A 16,630-nucleotide genomic window follows, 5' to 3' on the forward strand; every position below is an offset into this window, starting at 1 on the left:
GTGCGTTTCAACTATGCTTTGTTTAATCGTTCACTTTTAAACAAAGGAAATAGCACTAAAAAACTGCCGGCTGAATAGGCCGGCAGTTTCTTTTTGATTATTATTTGTTAAATTTTGTAACTAATGTCTGGTTGCTCTTCCTTTGATGAGTTTATAAATCAGAACGATAACCGCCGCGATCAGGAGAATATGAATAATGCCGCCCGCAATTTTGAACACAAGGCCTAATATCCAAAGTATGATCAGGATTCCAATAATGGTCCATAACATTTGTCGCTCATCCTTTCTTACTGTTTTATACGCATTATTTTCCCCCAAACGAAAGGGACTCAAACACCAAGGAGGATTTTTCCATGTTTATCACATCCGGAAAACGTGTATTGAACAACTGTAACGAATTATAAGGAGGAATTTACCCATGGCAAAACCATTAGTACGTGAATTTACAACGGACCAGGAAGTCATTACTGCTGTTCAGGAACTTGAAACAAGAGGTATTGACCAGGAAAACGTCTATGTACTTGCTCACGAAAAGGATGATACTAGGGCGATCGCTGATGCAGCAGATGCCAACACCATTGGTACTCCTGAACAAGGACTCGGAACTGCCATTAAAAATGTCTTCCGGAAACGCGGAGATGAGCTTCGCAGTAAATTAGAAGAGATCGGCTTAAGCTCTTTGGAAGCCGATGAATACGAAAAGAAGCTTGATCAGGGAAAAGTGCTGGTACTCGTTAAAGATGAAAATAACTTGGATACTTGGGTTTAATCATAGGTAATAGAGGCGGACTTCTTTCATGAAGCCCGCCTCTTTTCTTTGGTTTTTAGTTTACTGAGGTTTCACCCAGATAAATTGGTAAGGTTCAAGTTCGGTCAGGCTCTCTACCGCCTTGCCTGTCCACAGGTCTGTCCCCTCTGCCGGCAATTGTACGGATACTTTTCTGGCCGCCGTATTGACGGCAAAAAGAATCCGTTCATCGGTCTCTTTGTTCCATCGTTCCAATGCAAAAATCTCATCTCCCAGCTCCATTACCTTCTGGTCGGCAAATGGTGAAAATGCAGTTTCCGCCTGTCTGATCGTTATCATCTGTTTCAATCCTTTGAAGACACCGCTTCTTCTTTCTGACGTCTCCAACTCTTGGATCAGCGCGTCATAGTCCAGCTTCTTCCGGTTGATGCGACGGTTAATTCCCGATTGCTCAGCACCCTCCACATCATTTTCTGAACCTAAAAGGGAGTGATAATAAACGGCAGGAACACCGATAAAAGAGAAAAGAACGGAGTGAGCCGCGAGCATTTTTTGAATTTTAAGCTCTCCGTCCCTGTCCTCTCCTCTGTTGATCAGGGCTTCCATATAGTTAATATTCAGCTCATAAGGGGATTCGGTTCCATCCGCATTGCTTTTATAGGACACTCTTCCCCCGTTTTCTTGCACTTTATCAACAAGCAACTGCCGTTCTTCATCACTCAGGATGCCTTCGGTCGGTCTCATGCCGATTCCATCGTGGCTCGCCAAAAAGTTGAAATAGGTGGCATGGTCAGAAACCTTCTTAATGGAACGGGCCCAATTGGACAGCTTGGTTGTTTCATGGACGGTGAAGGCATGAAGAACAAGTGGCGGCAGGGGAAATTGGTAAACCATGTGTGCTTCGTTTTCTCCATCACCCAAATAACTGATGTTTTCCTTGTGCGGGACATTTGTTTCGGTAATCAACTGTGTCCGGCTTTCCAAATAATCAAGGATCAGCCGCCAAAGCTGGATCATCGCATGTGTTTCAGGCAAATGGATACACGTTGTGCCGGACTTCTTCCATAAGAAACCAATCGCATCAAGCCGGATGCTTGTCCCTCCCCTGTGAGCATACATGAGCAGGATGTCGGTCATTTCCAGCAACACGGGAAAATGACTGAAGTTCACATCCACCTGATCCTCACTGAATGTTGTCCAGGCCGTTTTCTTCCCGGAAAAGCTGTCATAGCTGTGAAAAAGAGGAGTAGTTCTTGGACGTACTACTCTTTTTGCATCAAACACGCTGTCTTCCGGAATAAAATAATGCCGGTATAGCGGATCATCGTCAAGATATCCCTTAAACCAGGAACTCGACTTTGAGATATGGTTGGCCACAAAGTCAAACATCAAATGAAAATCATTCGACAGATGGCTGATGTCCTCCCATGATCCCAGTTCAGGATTGATCTCACGGTAATCCACTACAGAAAATCCGTCATCTGAGGTGTAGGGGAACATAGGCAGGAGATGCACATCTGTAATTTCATTCCTGGCTTTTGTATTCAGAAACTGATGCAAAGCAGCCAGAGGAGATTTCCCCTCTTTTTGAATGCTGTCTCCGTACGTAATTAAATAAACATTTTTTTGCGACAAAGGTGATGAAGACGGCGCGTTGTTCTCCTTCCATTTTTGGACAAGGGACACCAGTTGGTGCGTTTTCTCCTCTGCACCTTCCTCACCATAAACAGCCGTTAACAAGCCTTGTGCGTCCTGGATGAAACGTTGTTTGTTCATTTGCTGTGCCCTCCTTGCATCTCCATTTTCACCGACACATAGCCCAGTGGCTGAATGACCATCCCCTGGTCCTGAAGCTCCATTGGATGTTTTTCATTCAGCTGGACGATTGAGCAATCCTTAAGCTCTTCGCCAGTAAGCGTAAATGTCTGTGGTTGATGGGTCGGATTAAACAGGCGGAGAATCAGCGAACGTCCATCATGCGCTTTTTTCAAAGCAGAGAAGTGCACGTGCGGATTGCTGTTTTCAACAAGACTGAAACGTTGCGGCAGTTCGTTGACCGGATAAGGGATCTCAAACCGGTCAAGTCGCTCTTCAAATGTGTTCAGCGACTGTTTCTGGTAGCCCGCCTGGTGGCCACGGAATTGGTCCGCCCTTTGAAATAGCTCTGTTTCCTGAAGAGGACCGCTGACATAATACGCATAGTCGAATTGCATGTTCTCCTTCATTTGAGCATCAGGTGTCAAGACCACTTTGTTGTTGATGCCTGACGCTCTTCCCGGACGCCATGCGAGATGATCACGGCCCAGTAAGCCAACACTTCGGTATAACGTGAGGGCAAGTTCCCCGCTCTCCTTCAGAAGCTGATATTCCTTTATCCCCTTAGAGAAAATTGCAGCGGTATGCCCGCCTTTTGTTGTACCGGCCAAATTTTCAAGCGGATAAATCGGCACAGGAGCCTCCGCAAATCCATTCTCACGCCAATTTTCGAAGTATGGATTAATCGTCGGGCGCTCAATCAGTCCGAATCCCTGGTCTGCAAAAGAAACCTCCGGCTGCTCCACTGGTGTTTTCAGCAGCACTCGCACGCGATGATCACATACAGAGTTATCGATATGGTGTGTGATTCGTACAAATGGTTCCCCCTCAACAAGACTCAATCGGGTGCTGATGAGAAGCGGTTCTGTCATTTTCCGTTGTTTCCGCTCCTCCATCCCTGCCGGAAGAAGCAATTTGTGAGCCATCTCCATTTCCTCTGAGCGGGCTCCTTTTTTTACAGAAACCAATTCCAGTTCGCCGCTGTAGATGGGGGCATCCCCCTCCAGAGGTGAGTAATCATAGGAATCTCCCGCATCTGCCGTATCCTCAAAACGAATCATGTCGGACAGGTGTTGACCCGTCTTCTTGTTAAGGACATTAACCGTTCCATTTTCCACAGTAACTTGAAGGATATCGTTTTCGATCGTTTGATCTTTGGTAGATGCGATTAAAGAGCTGTTTTCCTCTGCACGCTGAATTTCAAAGGCGCTGTAACCCATGGCAGGCAAGGAAACGTCGTGCAGCAGCACTTCGTTTCGGTAATATCCCGGTGCCTCCACTTCTTTTTCTCCTTCAGCCGTTACTACAATGGTTTTTCCGCCTGAAATATAGTCTTGCTTCAGAAGGTCAAAGGAAACGGAATGTCCTGTTTCATCCAGAACCATAAACTCTTTTTCTTTAGTAAAAAGGATTGCGGTATGCTGGCCCTGATAGGGCTCTGGCAGAAAATGAAAGGCAACATAAATGGAATCTTTGCCAATTCTCTTCGAAACAGCTTCAGTGATCTGTTTTTTAAGCAGATTCAAACAGCCGTCCGCCATACGGATCACTTTTTTCAAACGGTTGACGATTTGCTGGTTGGTATCATCCGAGTTACATCCACCAATACTGTCATGCGCATGCACATCAAACATCATCTTCCACATCTCATCCATCCAGGCCTGCGGATAACGGAATCCGAGAACCGAAGCAAGGGAGGCGAGCGGTTCCAGCTGATGGATGAGCTTATCTTCCGCATCGTCGTTCAGCTTTTTGATGTCATACCGCTGGGAACGAATGGTATTGTGAATCCTTGATTTCTGTGAAGCAATTAATTCTCCATCGATCCGATTGGTAAAGCGGCTCTCCTCTTCCCAGGCGTCCTGCATGAATGTTTCATAGTCGGAAAGAACATATTCATACACTCCGTCCTGTTCATTGAGTGCCTTCACCGTTTTGGGAAAATGCTCCCGTACCAGAACCTGGTCTCCGCCTGCAGGTAAAAGCAACGCATCGCTGTCCTGATTCATTTTCGACAGCCTGTCGAGAATGGGAAGCAAGCGTTCTTTCTGATAGTCCTCATCGTCAGAAAGAAACTTCCCCGGGCCATATCCAAAATAAATGTTGTTGGCTTTAATGCTCTCTCCATCAGGGGACGACCAGTGGAAATTCAAATTTCCTTTAAGCTGGTCCGTATAGACTCCCCGCTGAAGAATGCTGTAGTCTATATCAAACTGCTTGAAAATAGAGGGCAGGTACTGATTTTGGCCAAAAATGTCCGGCAGATAGCCGACATTCATGCTGTGTCCCATTTTCTCTGCAATTCTCGTCCCGTACAGCAGGTTACGGATCAGCGATTCTTTATGAATTAACAGGGAATCCGCCTGTGTATACCAAGGCCCAACAAATATTCGTTTATCCGTAATCAGGCGGGACAGCCGCTCCTTTTCTTCCGGCCGGATTTTCAGGTATTCATCCAAAATGGAGCTCTGCGCGTCAAATATATAACCCTTATACTCTTCATCCTGCTCCAGCACGTCCATCAGCCGGTCCATGTTCTCCACCAGAAGCAGATTGGAATCTTCAATCGTAAAATACCATTCCCGGTCCCAGTGGGAATGCGGTACAACATATACTTTTTTCTTTTTCACTTGATGTCCCTCCCAGAAGCTTACTCAATGAAAGAAGGGGATCATCTTAATGTGCTAAGAAGAACCCCTCTATCTATTTACGCTCTCTCTTTTCGTTTCAAAAGAGCAAATCGGATAAAAATATTGGCAAACGCGATAAAGGCAGCACCGACAACGAGGCCGATAAGATAAGCCCACAGGTTTTCTACCAGTGGCCAGCCCCAAACAGCCGGGAGCGGGAACCATTGAACGGCACCCAGCAATACCGCAGTGCTTGATCCGATAATCGCACCCAAAATATTAATAGGAATGGTAATGACCGGATTGCGCAGCATGAATGGAATCGCGCCTTCGCTGATGGCAATAAAGCCAAGCACTAGAGACGTATTTCCTGCCACACGCAAATCCTGTTCAAATACGCGACGGCCAACCACATACTTATCAATAACTGTCGCCAACCCCAGTCCGATCGGCGGGATAACAATGGCAAGCACACGGGCCGTAAGTGGGTAAACATGGTCTGCGGCAAGCCCAATAGCAATTGCGCCTGCTGCTTTATTGATCGGCCCTCCAAGGTCAAATGCGGTAGCTGCTGCAATAATGGAGGCCAGCACAACCTGCCCTGATCCTTGTGCGGATTCTATCCATCCTCGCAAAAGAACGTTCAATCCTCCGAACACCGGGTCCACCACAAAATAGTTCAAAAGGAAAATGGAAAGTACGCTGACAGCCGGAATAATAAACATTGGCTTCATCGCCTGGAAATTCTTGTTCAGCTTTATTTTTTTGTTTAAGAAACGGGCAATATATCCTGCGGCAAGTCCGAGAATCAATGCTCCGAAAAATCCTGAAGGCACACCGTCCGGATTATTCCAAAACGTGAAATGCAATCCGCCGGCAAAGGCACCGCCGATAAATCCGGCGACAAGTCCTGTCCGGTCGGCAAGCGAATAGGCAACGAATGCCGCGAAGACAGGATACATGAACTTAAAAATCATCGCTCCGTACTGGTCAAGGTAATGAAGGATCACGTAAAAATCATTCGCATGGTTGGCGTACTTCGGATCGCTGATCTCATTCACCAGCCCGAAAGGCATGGCACCAAGCTTGGCAAGACCCACCATAATCCCCGCCGCTACAATGACCGGGATCATATAGGAAATTCCCGTCATGACCGCCTGCACCATATCCTTGAAGAAACCGTTGCTCTCCGGCGTTTGTGCCGCGGCACTTGAATCCACCTGTCCATCAATCACGCCATCCGGGTTTTCCAGCGCTTTATGGATCATTTCCTTACCGCGTTTGAGGGGTTCAGCCACCCGTGTTTGCACATACGGTTTACCGGCAAACCGTTCTTTGCCTTTGGGGGCAATATCGGTTGCGAAAATAACGGCATCCGCCTCTTGAATGGCCTGTCTGCTGTGTTCATCCTCAAGCCCATTGGCACCCTGTTTCTCAACCAGCACCCGCACACCCAGTTCCCGTCCAGCTTTTTCAAGCGCTTCTGCGGCCATGTAGGTGTGCGCGATGCCTGCTGCACAAGCAGTAATGGCAACGACGGTTTTGGTAAATTGCTGTTCAGTTTCTGGCGCAGCCTCATCGGTTTGATCAAGCGCCTCCAAAAAGGCTTCAGGAGAATTGGCAGCCATCAGCCGATCCATGTACTTTTCGTCCATTAACCGTGTGCTGAGTTCGGACAGCACCTTTAAATGCGTACTTCCTGCTTCAGCTTCCGGAATGGCGAGAAGAAATACGAGCTGCACCTGGTTGGAAGGATCAATGCTCTCCCAGTCGCTGATAGGCTGCTCCAAGCGGGCTACAGCGAACATCGCTTGTTTAACCGAAGCCGATTTACCATGAGGAATGGCAAGCCCTCTTTCCAGCCCCGTTGCGGAAATCTCTTCCCTTTTGATAACCGCTTCCATAAAATCTTTTGCAGAGGAGAGAACTCCCTCTTTATCCAGAGCAGAAACAAGCTCATCGAGCACTTGAGCTTTTGTTTGTGCTTTACTGTTAAATATCACTAAGCCAGAACGTGTCATGTTCTTTAATTCCACGATGCCTCACTCCTTGTCTTTCCTGTTGTTGAAACCACTTACATAATTGCTATATCTCATTTGTAACACAGATGGGAGCGTTTTCTTTGTACAGTCGCTGTACATTTGTACAGAATGCTTAAGCCCCATCCAGGCAGGCGTTTGAATAAGGGGAGAGGTGACATGCTATACTGAAAAAAAGAACACGGGAAATGAGGCACAAACGATGGGGAAATTAGCGGATTATTTCGGAAGCAGGCTTTCCGGGTTGACCCCTACTGAAAAGCAGGCATTTTATTATATGGATCAGCATTTGGACAAAGCGAAAAGCTTGTCTCTGACTGAAATCGCAAAGGTAAACAACGTGAGTACGACGACCATTGTCAGGTTGTCACATAAACTTGGACTCGAGGGGTTTTCAGAATTAAAGTATGTATTAAAATCTCAGGATTATACCGTTTCCTTCAAAGAAATGGCCCCGCTTACACGATACAGGGAGGAATTTCTTTCTTCTTTTGAAACGATTCGAAGTTCACAGCTCGAAGAAGCAGCAGATAAAATGAGAAACGCGAAACGAGTGATTGTAATCGGCGTTGGCCTTTCCAAGATGATGGCCGAATATTTCAGCAAGCTGTTGATGCAGACCAACAAACCGACACACTACACCTATGAATCCCATATGATCGATCTGCTGCCCAACATGGTGGAACCCCAAGATCTGGTGATTTTCATTTCATCCAGCGGAGAAACGAAAACACTTCTTCAGGCAGCGGAAAAGCTGTCCTATATTGTGGCAGATACAGCCGCCATTACGAACTCCCCCGATTCCTCCTTAAGCGGTCTGGTTAAAACCAACCTCAGCTTTACCGTACAAAGGGTTCAGTTCGCAGGATACGACATTACCGCCCGATCCTCGCTCATGCTGCTGATCGACCTGCTGTTTGAAACCTATCTCAAAAAGGCCGGGGAGAAAAGATAATTCACCTATTCTCCCTTTTTGATCTGTTCAGGCGTTCATTCTGCCGCTTGACGTGAAGATCATTGGCCAGAGAAATGGCAGGCCGCATGATGAGCTGAAGACTGCCGACAATAAAAAGCCAGGCGCCTACCGTCTTGGCCGACTCAAACAAAAAAAGAATACTGCCAGCCAAAAACCAGAGCCCTATCATAAAGTCATTAAGGGTATACAGGATTTTATACCTTTTTCTCACCCAAACTTCATAGTTTCCAATCTCAAGATTAAGATAATCTTCTTTATTTTTTAAACGTGGCAACCTGTTCACACCTTTCTTTATTTATACACTATTAGTGTTTACCCTAACTTTAAGCCAATAAAAAAAGCCGGTGGCACCGGACTTTTAAATAGGCGATTTTAGGATACAGAAACAGCAACAGAAAGATGCTTTCTTATAAAATCGAGGGCAGCACTGTTAAACAAATCAGGCTGATCCACGTTGCATACATGGCCGCAATTTTTCAAAACAAGCAGGCGGGAATACTTTTTTTGATCAATCATCGTCTGAATGGCCGGGAGAAACATATAATCTTCTTCCCCCATGATATAAAAGGTGGGGACAGGAATTTCCCGTTCTCTCATGTTTTTCAGAAAAGAATTGATTCGCATGGTGAGCGTAAACCATCGCTTAAATTCCTTCTGACATAATTTTTTTGCCTCCCTGATGAAAAGGGACCTTGAGTGTTCATGATGTTTATTCGGCATGATTACCCAGGCAAACAGCCTGTACAGCCACATAAACGGAACGAACGCTTTGACGGCGTTCCCCAATCGGATTAACAGTGTGGAACGCAGGTTAAGCTTAATGACCGCTCCGCCCAGTGTCATCGACCGCACCCGGTGCGGCTCCAGTTCGGCAATCGTCTGGATAAGGATAGTACCGAGCGAGATGCCGACAAAATGAGCACACGGAATGCCGAGATGATCCATGACTTCCAGCACATCCTGGCTGATGTTTTGAAAAGAATAGCTGCGGAACAATAAACGTTTCGATTTGGAACGCCCATGGCCTCTTAAATCCAAAAGAAGGACGTTGAATTCCTTTTTGAACTCGCGTATTTGTTTATACCAAATGGAAGAGCTGCCGCCCGCGCCATGCACAAAGACAATCCACTCGTGATTTGGACCTTTCAGATAGGTTTTATAATGAAGCATGCATACCTCCAGCTGCCTGTCAGATAGGCTCATTGTAGCATAGAAAAACCAGCCTGAACCCCGTTATATTTTTACAGGATTTTGTCAAAACTATGGTCAGCTAATATAATAGGAGTATAGAAGATTGATAGATTACATAAAGGAGGCGGACCGATTGAGTAAAGAAAGCTCATTTGACATTGTTTCGAAGGTCGACCTTTCCGAGGTGGACAATGCGATTAACATCGCGATGAAAGAAATTAAAAACCGCTATGATTTTAAGGGAAGCAAAAGTGACATTTCCCTGGACAAAAGCAGCGAGGAGCTCACACTGGTTTCTGATGATGAATACAAAATGGAGCAGCTGAAGGACGTATTGATCAGCAAACTAATCAAGCGTGAAGTTCCTATTAAAAACCTCGATTATTCCAAAATCGAGCAGGCGTCAGGCGGAACGGTGCGCCAGCGTGCCAAGCTGGTACAGGGCATCGACAAAGAAAATGCCAAAAAGATCAACACGATCATCAAGAATTCCGGTGTTAAAGTTAAAAGCCAGGTGCAGGATGACCAGGTGCGGGTAACCGGCAAAAGCCGTGACGATCTTCAGCAGATCATCGCAGCCGTCCGCCAGGCAGATTTGCCAATTGACGTGCAGTTCATTAACTATCGTTAAAAATCGGGCTGTCTAAGAAGTCTGGAAGCCGTTGATTTTCGTTCCAGGCCGCTCGCTTTCCGCGGGGCGTGCGGTGAGCCTTACCGGCGTGAACGCCTACCTTTTGGCGCAAGCGCCTACGGGAGTCTCACCTATCACGCTAATCCCGCAGGAGTCTCGCACCTTCCACTACAATCAACATTTCATGGAAGCTTTTTTACGCAAAAAGGGGATCCCTGAAGGTCAATTTTTGACTTTCAGGCATCCCCTTTTCTATTTGAAATCCAGCTTGCCGCCGGTATGAACCGACTCCTTTTGGATGGATGATTTTGGAAATATGAAGGTCCAGGGCATGCTGGTTTGGGGAGGCAGTTGAACCTGCGGAGTGGTAAATGCCATTTCCGCGACCAACGCACCGTCTTCCTTATACGTTAGCTCTGTATCTTCGATGGAGAACGGTTCGCTGCCAAAGTTATGAATGAGGCACGTAACGAGAAGATCTCCTTTATGGTTCAATGCGGAGCGTACGAGCGGGAACGCAACGTTTTGTCCGTTCTCCTCTAACGTCTCATTAAAGATTTCCTCGATCATTTTCCGATCTTGTGCTGCGATGGTCTTGTCCCATGCACTTTCATAGATAAGACGCTGCATACGATCACCTCCTTCTGTTTACCATTCAGGCCTTCAAGCGTTTATACAGGGCATGAGTGCCGCTGTTCTCTTCGCCCATTTCGGCCAGCTCCTCGTACAAATCCTTGGCCAGCTGCAATCCGGGTGTCAAAATCCCCATCTCACCTGCTGATTCGAGGGCAATCTTCATATCTTTAATAAAATGTTTCACGTAAAATCCAGGTTCAAAGTTTCCGTTGATGATCCGCGGGGCCAGATTGGAAAGCGACCAGCTTCCTGCTGCTCCAGATTCAATGCTTTTCAATACTGTGTTTGGATCCAAACCGGCTTTTTCGGCGTAAATGACAGCTTCGCAAACACCAATCATGCCCGATGCGATGGCGATTTGGTTGCACATTTTTGTATGCTGGCCCGCACCCGCTTTTCCCTGATAAACGATATTTTGCCCCATTAACTCAAAAACAGGAAGAACCGATTCAAAATCTTCCTTTTCTCCTCCGACCATGATGGAAAGCCTTGCTTCCCGGGCTCCTACATCCCCACCTGATACCGGGGCATCCAGCGCATGAAGGTTTAATTCCTTCGCACGGGCATCGATTTTCTGTGCAAGCAAGGGGCTGGAGGTGGTCATGTCAATCAAATAGGTGCCTTCTTCAGCGTTTTCGAGAATGCCTTTTTCCCCAAAATACACCTCTTCCACATCCGATGGATAGCCTACCATGGAAATGACAACCTGAGAGGTTTGCGCAACTTCCGCAACCGTATTCTTCCATTGTGCTCCCTGCTGAATCAAGTCTTCCGCTTTTTCCTTTGTTCTCGTATAAATATGTACCGGGTGTCCTGCCTTAAGCAGATGGGCGGCCATGCTTTTCCCCATGACGCCTGTTCCCACAAAACCAACTGTCTTTTTCTCGCTCATACTTCATCCTCCTTCTTTTATCTTGGTTTCATTATAGAGAATATACAGATAACATACTAATCTTTTGCTAAACAAAGCTCACATCAAGTATGGTAAATGGTAGAGAACAAAACAGGGGGAGAACGCATTGAAATTATTATTACTTGGGGCGACCGGCCGTGTCGGAAACGAAATCGCCCGCCTTGCAGCCAAGGATGGACATCAGGTGAATGTTCTGGTGAGAACCCCGGAAAAACTTCCATCCGATGTGAACGCGTTTCATGTGTACAGGGGAGATGCAACCGTGAAAGAAGACATCGAACAGGCCATCGAGGGATGTGACGCCGTAATCAGCACGCTCAGTTCCGATGGCGGGACCGTTCTTACGGAAGCTGTTCCATTGGTGATCAAGGCGATGCAAGACCGCTGCATCAAGCGCCTGCTGACAATTGGTACAGCAGGGATTCTGAACAGCCGTACGGATCCTGGTTTGCTTCGCTATCAATCCAGTGAGTCCAAACGGAAATTGACCCGTGCCGCACGCGAGCATCATGATGCGTACCTTGCCATCAAGGAGTCTTCCCTGGAATGGACCATCGTTTGTCCCACGTATTTGCCAGACGGGCCTCCAACCGGAAGTTACCGGACAGAAAAGGATTTTTTGCCTCTAGACGGAAAGCAGATCAGCACAGGAGATACAGCTCAATTCGCTTATAAGCAGCTGTCTTCTGAAGAATTTCTTCATTCCCGTGTTGGGATAGCGTATTGATATTTCATAAAAAAACTGCCCGGACAGGTTCTCCTGCCGGGCTGTTATGGTTCTATTCTTCCGTTTCCTCGAAATATTCAAGCTCTTTTTCCAAAATATCGTTCACTTCCAGCTCGGTGAGGTTGGTCTTTCTAGTCAGATAATCAACAAGCTCATCCATGTCGACATCTGCATTCTGCAATTCAAAATAATGACCTTCCTCTTTCAATACGAGGCGGATGTTGTCCTCGCTGTAAGACGTACTGTCCTTGATATACAGTATCGCATCTTCCAGTTTTTGCTGATCGCTCATATCCTATTCCTCCTTGTTTCGGATTCATTCTTATTACTACCCGTTTGCCTCAAAGCTATTCGGTTCTATTTATGTAAAAAAGAAGCAGGAACGTTTCCTGCTTCTTAATAATACGGGGAGATCATCAAATAAACAATAACACCGGTTAAGCTGACATACAGCCAAAGCGGCATGGTCCATCTGGCGATTTTCTTATGCTTGGCCACCTGCATATTCAGTCCGCGGGCGAGTGTAAACAAGGCAAGCGGGACAATCAATGCAGCAAGGATAATGTGAGTGATCAGAATAAAGAAGTAAATGTACCGTAATGGCCCTTCTCCACCGTAGCTTGTGGACTCTGACAAATAATGATACGTCACATACGAAAGTAAAAATAAAAAAGTCGTCGTAAACGCTGCGTAAATAAACCGCTTGTGCATCGTAATGTTCTTTCTTAAGATAAAAAACAATGCTGCAAGCAAAAACACAAAAGTAAAGCTGTTAAAAATCGCATTCAGGCGCGGCAGTAAATGAACATCAAATGCCACGTGGCCGTTGTAGGCCGGCAGGAAAAATAAAATAACAACAAGAACGTTAATCGCTATTGAAAGCCCGATCACAAGAGGCGTATAGTTTCTCTGTTTCACTTCAGAATTCGAATGGTCGCTCATAGCTTGGTCCTCCTCAAATCATCTACTGTCGCTTCTTATTCTACCATTGTAGACAATAAACCCCAAGCTAACTCCCCCTTGAAACAGGGGGTTTGGACCATCTGTCAAAAAAACTACAAATTTCACTGTGATGGATGTCAATCTAAGCCCTTTCATAAAACACCCCCGGCTTCAAAAGACCAGGGGTTGTTCTCTATCACTATGCTTTTTGCAAAAACGTTTTGTCATCGATCTGTGCTTCCCATTTCCTCACTTCACTCATGACTGATTCCACACAACCATTTTCAAATGGAGATACCAGCCCCGCGATATTGACGAGCTCGGTAAACGGCAGGCTGCCACCCTGTTCACAAAGCTCCAGGTAATCGTGCCAGGCAGCTTTATGGTTTTCCCTTGTGCGCTTCCAGAACTGAAGGGCACATACCTGAGCCAATGTATAATCGATGTAATAGAACGGAGTCCGGTAGATGTGCGTCTGCATCTGCCAAAAGCCGCCTTCTTCCAAGAATGGTATACCGTCATGATCCCGGTGCGGCAAGTACTTCTTCTCCAGCCGGCGCCATTCCTGTTTCCGTTCCTGCGGCAAAACATCCGGATTCTCATATACAAAATGCTGAAACTCATCCACAGCCACGCCGTAAGGAATAAATTTTACCGCCGCCGTCAGATGATCGTACAAAAACCGGTCCGTATCCACACCAAAGAAACAGTCCATCCACGGATAGGTGATCAGTTCCATGCTCATGGAATGAATCTCGCAGGCTTCGAGCGTAGGAAACTGGTATTCCGGCACCTCGTAGCCTCTGCTCGTGTAGACCTGGAAGGCGTGGCCCGCTTCATGCATCAACACACGCACATCACCCTGGGAGCCATTGAAATTTGTAAAAATGAACGGAGATTGATATTCGCTGATATACGTGCAATACCCACCTGGTGCCTTTCCTTCCTTCGCGACCAGGTCGAGCAGTTCATTTTCCACCATAAACGTATAGAACTCATCTGTTTCGGGAGACAGCTCCTTGAATACCTTTGCCCCCTGAGCCACAATCCACTCAGCATCTCCCTTTGGCTTCGGATTGCCCTCTGGAAAGCTGAAGGATTCATCATAAAATTTCAGCGAATCCACACCGATGCGTACCCGCTGTTTCTCACGCAGATTGTTACAGAACGGAACAATATGTTCTTTCACCTGATCGCGGAAAACCTTAACCATATTTTTGTTATAATCGGTCCGGTTCAGCCGGTTATAAGCCAGTTCCACAAAGTTTGAAAACCCGAGCTTTCTGGCGATGGAGGTACGCAGCTTCACCAGGTCATCGTATATCCTGTCGAGTTCTTCTCTGTGTTCATTAAAAAAGCCGAAATGCGCACTTACCGCCTGCTTTCTTATGTTTCTGTCCGTAGATTGGGTGAACGGCATCAATTGGACAAGTGTTCTTTTCTTTCCCTGAAACTCGATTTGAGCAGAAGAAAGCAGCTTCACATACTGGCTTTTTAACCGGTTCTCCTGTTTCAAATCCTCCAGCACTTCAGGAGAATACGTCTTCAATTCTGTATCCGCAAGGTTGAATAAATGCTTGCCCCAGTGGCTTTCCAGTTCTTTTCGATATTTCGACTTAACGAGTGCACGGAAGAAGTCGCTGACCATCCCCTGATAAAGCGGGCCATTTTCATCCATAAAATCATGTTCTTGTTTATAAAAGGCATCTTCTGTATTACTCGTGTAACGAATATGTACGATATTTTGCTTGCTTTCAAAATGGTTACGCAGCGATACCAGCTCTGTTACTATCTGATCCTGGACCTCAAAAGACGGCGCTGACTCAAACCTTTTCAGCCTTTCCTGAAAATCCTGTTGAAGTTGGTTCATATCAGGGCGTTTATACTCAAACTGACTAAATTTCATCTGATCTTCCCCTTTCTCTACCTTCCCTAAATTCCACAAAACGCCCGCTTTTTCCTTTTTTGAAGAAGCTGTTGGGAGTGAATCCTTTGGTAAATAATAAAAAAGCTAGTTTCTATAGCAATAGGTGTTTTATCATAGAGATAACAGTACTTTTACAGGAGCGTAGCGTATGAACTCTTTTTCTCATCCACAAGATCCGTTCAAGGGGACATTTGGAAGTCTGGAGAACCTGGCAGATACTATCAGTGAGGTTCTTCACTGCCCGGTTACCATTGAGGATGCCAATCACCGTTTGCTTGCTTACAGCACGCATGAAGACAGCACAGACCCCGCACGGATTGCCACCATTATCGGTCGCCGTGTACCGGAAAAAGTCATTAACAGCCTTTGGAGGGATGGAGTAATCCCCCGTCTGCAGTCCAGCGATGAACCTCTTCGTGTCTCATCCATTTCAAAGGTGGGACTAGGCGACCGTGTAGCGGTTTCGATACGCAAAAACGAGGAAGTTCTCGGCTACATCTGGGCGCTTGAAGTCGACCGCCATATAGCCGATGAAGAGTTGGGGCTTTTAAAGAAGGCCGCCCAATCGGCAAAAAACCAGCTGCTGCAGCTTTATACAGGTTCACGAAGAAAACAGGAGAGCCTTCAGGAGTTCTTTTGGAAGCTGTTAACCGGGCATATGAATAGTGAAGAAGCAATTCTCGACAGTTTGAGAGAGCTTGGAATCATGCCAAGTTCGCCCGTCTCTGTTCTCATTTTTCAATTCCCTCAGGAAATTGATGCTGCCTTTGAGAAAAACATAAGCTATATAACTTCGGTCAACCAAAGCGTAAAGGCCCAGCTGACAGCCGCAGATGAAAATCAGATGATCATGCTTGTGACCTCGTCACGAAAAGAGGATCTGCGCGATACCCTGCAGGAATTTATCCGCTCCTTTACCCAGCAAATGGCCGAAAGGTTCGGTGTGAAAGGGATCACCGCCGGGTTTGGGGGAGTTTACCATGCCTATCAGCTTACTGAAAAAAGCTTTAAGGAAGCTCAGCAGGTGATCAAAATCAAAGACCGGTTTTCAGAAGGGGTCGAGGACCTTTTCGGCTATGAAAGCCTTGGCATCTATCAATTTCTTGATGTGATCCATGAACAGCAGCAGGCGAGCCGTTATCGCAATCCTTCACTTGCCAAATTGCAGGAATATGACCGGCTCCACAAGACGGATTTGTATCAAACGCTCGATACCTATCTTTCAGCCGGCTCCAATGCACACCAGACCGCAGCCGTGCTGCACATCCACTTAAATACCCTGACCTACCGGCTGAAACGTATTTCCGAGGTTGGGCAGATTGATTATAAAAATACGAACCAGAAAACGATGCTTTATCTGGACTTACAAATACAGCGTCTTTTTTCTTGAGAAGCATTTGTGAAATTTCACAAATGCTTCTCTTTCTTTTTTATTTTCCTCACAAAGAAAATTAA

Annotated in this window: 16 protein-coding genes; 5 read left to right on the top strand and 11 right to left on the bottom strand. The window is 46.3% G+C overall.

What is annotated here, in order from left to right; genetic code table 11:
* Positions 1-120 precede the first annotated feature (120 nt).
* On the bottom strand, positions 121-270 hold the full coding sequence (locus QNH15_RS25475) for a lmo0937 family membrane protein (protein ID WP_283891563.1): 150 nt from the start codon (positions 268-270) through the stop codon (positions 121-123).
* A 148-nt stretch (positions 271-418) separates the two neighbouring features.
* Between QNH15_RS25475 and QNH15_RS25480 the strand changes: the two genes are divergently transcribed.
* Positions 419-769: a YflT domain-containing protein gene (locus QNH15_RS25480; RefSeq protein ID WP_283891564.1), complete on the top strand. Its 351-nt coding sequence runs from the start codon at positions 419-421 to the stop codon at positions 767-769.
* A gap of 60 nt (positions 770-829) precedes the next feature.
* On the opposite strand, the gene QNH15_RS25485 is transcribed toward QNH15_RS25480, so the two are convergent.
* From QNH15_RS25485 to QNH15_RS25495, 3 genes are all read right to left on the bottom strand, one after another.
* Positions 830-2,524, bottom strand: coding sequence for an alpha-amylase family glycosyl hydrolase (locus tag QNH15_RS25485; protein ID WP_283891565.1), 1,695 nt, complete (start codon positions 2,522-2,524; stop codon positions 830-832).
* Positions 2,521-5,193 (bottom strand): glycoside hydrolase family 38 N-terminal domain-containing protein, encoded by a 2,673-nt coding sequence (locus tag QNH15_RS25490; protein ID WP_283891566.1) that lies wholly within the window; start codon positions 5,191-5,193, stop codon positions 2,521-2,523. The genes QNH15_RS25485 and QNH15_RS25490 overlap by 4 nt, the downstream gene beginning before the upstream one ends.
* 77 nt (positions 5,194-5,270) lie before the next feature.
* Positions 5,271-7,229, bottom strand: coding sequence for a fructose-specific PTS transporter subunit EIIC (locus tag QNH15_RS25495; protein ID WP_283891567.1), 1,959 nt, complete (start codon positions 7,227-7,229; stop codon positions 5,271-5,273).
* Positions 7,230-7,434: 205 nt separating this feature from the next.
* Here QNH15_RS25495 and QNH15_RS25500 point away from each other — a divergent pair, with 205 nt between their 5' ends.
* The gene (locus QNH15_RS25500; protein WP_283891569.1) at positions 7,435-8,187 is read left to right on the top strand and encodes a MurR/RpiR family transcriptional regulator; all 753 of its coding nucleotides are present in this window, start codon (positions 7,435-7,437) and stop codon (positions 8,185-8,187) included.
* A 1-nt stretch (position 8,188) separates the two neighbouring features.
* On the opposite strand, the gene QNH15_RS25505 is transcribed toward QNH15_RS25500, so the two are convergent.
* Together QNH15_RS25505 and QNH15_RS25510 are read right to left on the bottom strand one after the other, a co-directional pair.
* Positions 8,189-8,482 carry a YrhK family protein gene (locus tag QNH15_RS25505; RefSeq protein ID WP_283891571.1) on the bottom strand — a complete coding sequence of 98 codons (294 nt, stop codon included), beginning with the start codon at positions 8,480-8,482 and terminating at the stop codon, positions 8,189-8,191.
* A 98-nt stretch (positions 8,483-8,580) separates the two neighbouring features.
* Entirely contained in the window at positions 8,581-9,378 is a 798-nt protein-coding gene (locus QNH15_RS25510; protein WP_283891573.1) for an alpha/beta fold hydrolase, read from the bottom strand.
* Between the two features lie 154 nt (positions 9,379-9,532).
* Between QNH15_RS25510 and QNH15_RS25515 the strand changes: the two genes are divergently transcribed.
* Positions 9,533-10,030 (top strand): YajQ family cyclic di-GMP-binding protein, encoded by a 498-nt coding sequence (locus tag QNH15_RS25515; RefSeq protein ID WP_283891575.1) that lies wholly within the window; start codon positions 9,533-9,535, stop codon positions 10,028-10,030.
* Between the two features lie 252 nt (positions 10,031-10,282).
* Here QNH15_RS25515 and QNH15_RS25520 read toward each other — a convergent pair whose 3' ends face one another.
* Both QNH15_RS25520 and QNH15_RS25525 read right to left on the bottom strand, forming a co-directional pair.
* Positions 10,283-10,660, bottom strand: coding sequence for an SLAP domain-containing protein (locus QNH15_RS25520; RefSeq protein WP_283891577.1), 378 nt, complete (start codon positions 10,658-10,660; stop codon positions 10,283-10,285).
* A 25-nt stretch (positions 10,661-10,685) separates the two neighbouring features.
* Positions 10,686-11,558, bottom strand: coding sequence for an NAD(P)-dependent oxidoreductase (locus QNH15_RS25525; protein WP_283891579.1), 873 nt, complete (start codon positions 11,556-11,558; stop codon positions 10,686-10,688).
* Between the two features lie 127 nt (positions 11,559-11,685).
* On the opposite strand from QNH15_RS25525, the gene QNH15_RS25530 reads away from it, so the two are divergent.
* Positions 11,686-12,306, top strand: coding sequence for an NAD(P)-dependent oxidoreductase (locus tag QNH15_RS25530; protein WP_283891581.1), 621 nt, complete (start codon positions 11,686-11,688; stop codon positions 12,304-12,306).
* A 52-nt stretch (positions 12,307-12,358) separates the two neighbouring features.
* On the opposite strand, the gene QNH15_RS25535 is transcribed toward QNH15_RS25530, so the two are convergent.
* From QNH15_RS25535 to QNH15_RS25545, 3 genes are all read right to left on the bottom strand, one after another.
* Positions 12,359-12,598, bottom strand: coding sequence for a hypothetical protein (locus tag QNH15_RS25535; protein ID WP_090238257.1), 240 nt, complete (start codon positions 12,596-12,598; stop codon positions 12,359-12,361).
* Positions 12,599-12,702: 104 nt separating this feature from the next.
* Positions 12,703-13,248, bottom strand: a complete 546-nt coding sequence (locus QNH15_RS25540) for a DUF420 domain-containing protein (protein ID WP_061973324.1) — start codon at positions 13,246-13,248, stop codon at positions 12,703-12,705.
* 199 nt (positions 13,249-13,447) lie between these two features.
* A complete protein-coding gene (locus tag QNH15_RS25545; protein ID WP_283891586.1) occupies positions 13,448-15,154 on the bottom strand; it encodes a M3 family oligoendopeptidase in 1,707 nt (568 codons plus the stop codon).
* A 169-nt stretch (positions 15,155-15,323) separates the two neighbouring features.
* Between QNH15_RS25545 and QNH15_RS25550 the strand changes: the two genes are divergently transcribed.
* Positions 15,324-16,565: a PucR family transcriptional regulator gene (locus QNH15_RS25550; protein WP_283891587.1), complete on the top strand. Its 1,242-nt coding sequence runs from the start codon at positions 15,324-15,326 to the stop codon at positions 16,563-16,565.
* The last annotated feature ends 65 nt before the right edge of the window (positions 16,566-16,630 follow it).

It is taken from the genome of Fictibacillus enclensis (genome assembly GCF_030123385.1).
In the GTDB taxonomy this organism is placed as follows: Bacteria; Bacillota; Bacilli; order Bacillales; family Fictibacillaceae; genus Fictibacillus_C; species Fictibacillus_C enclensis.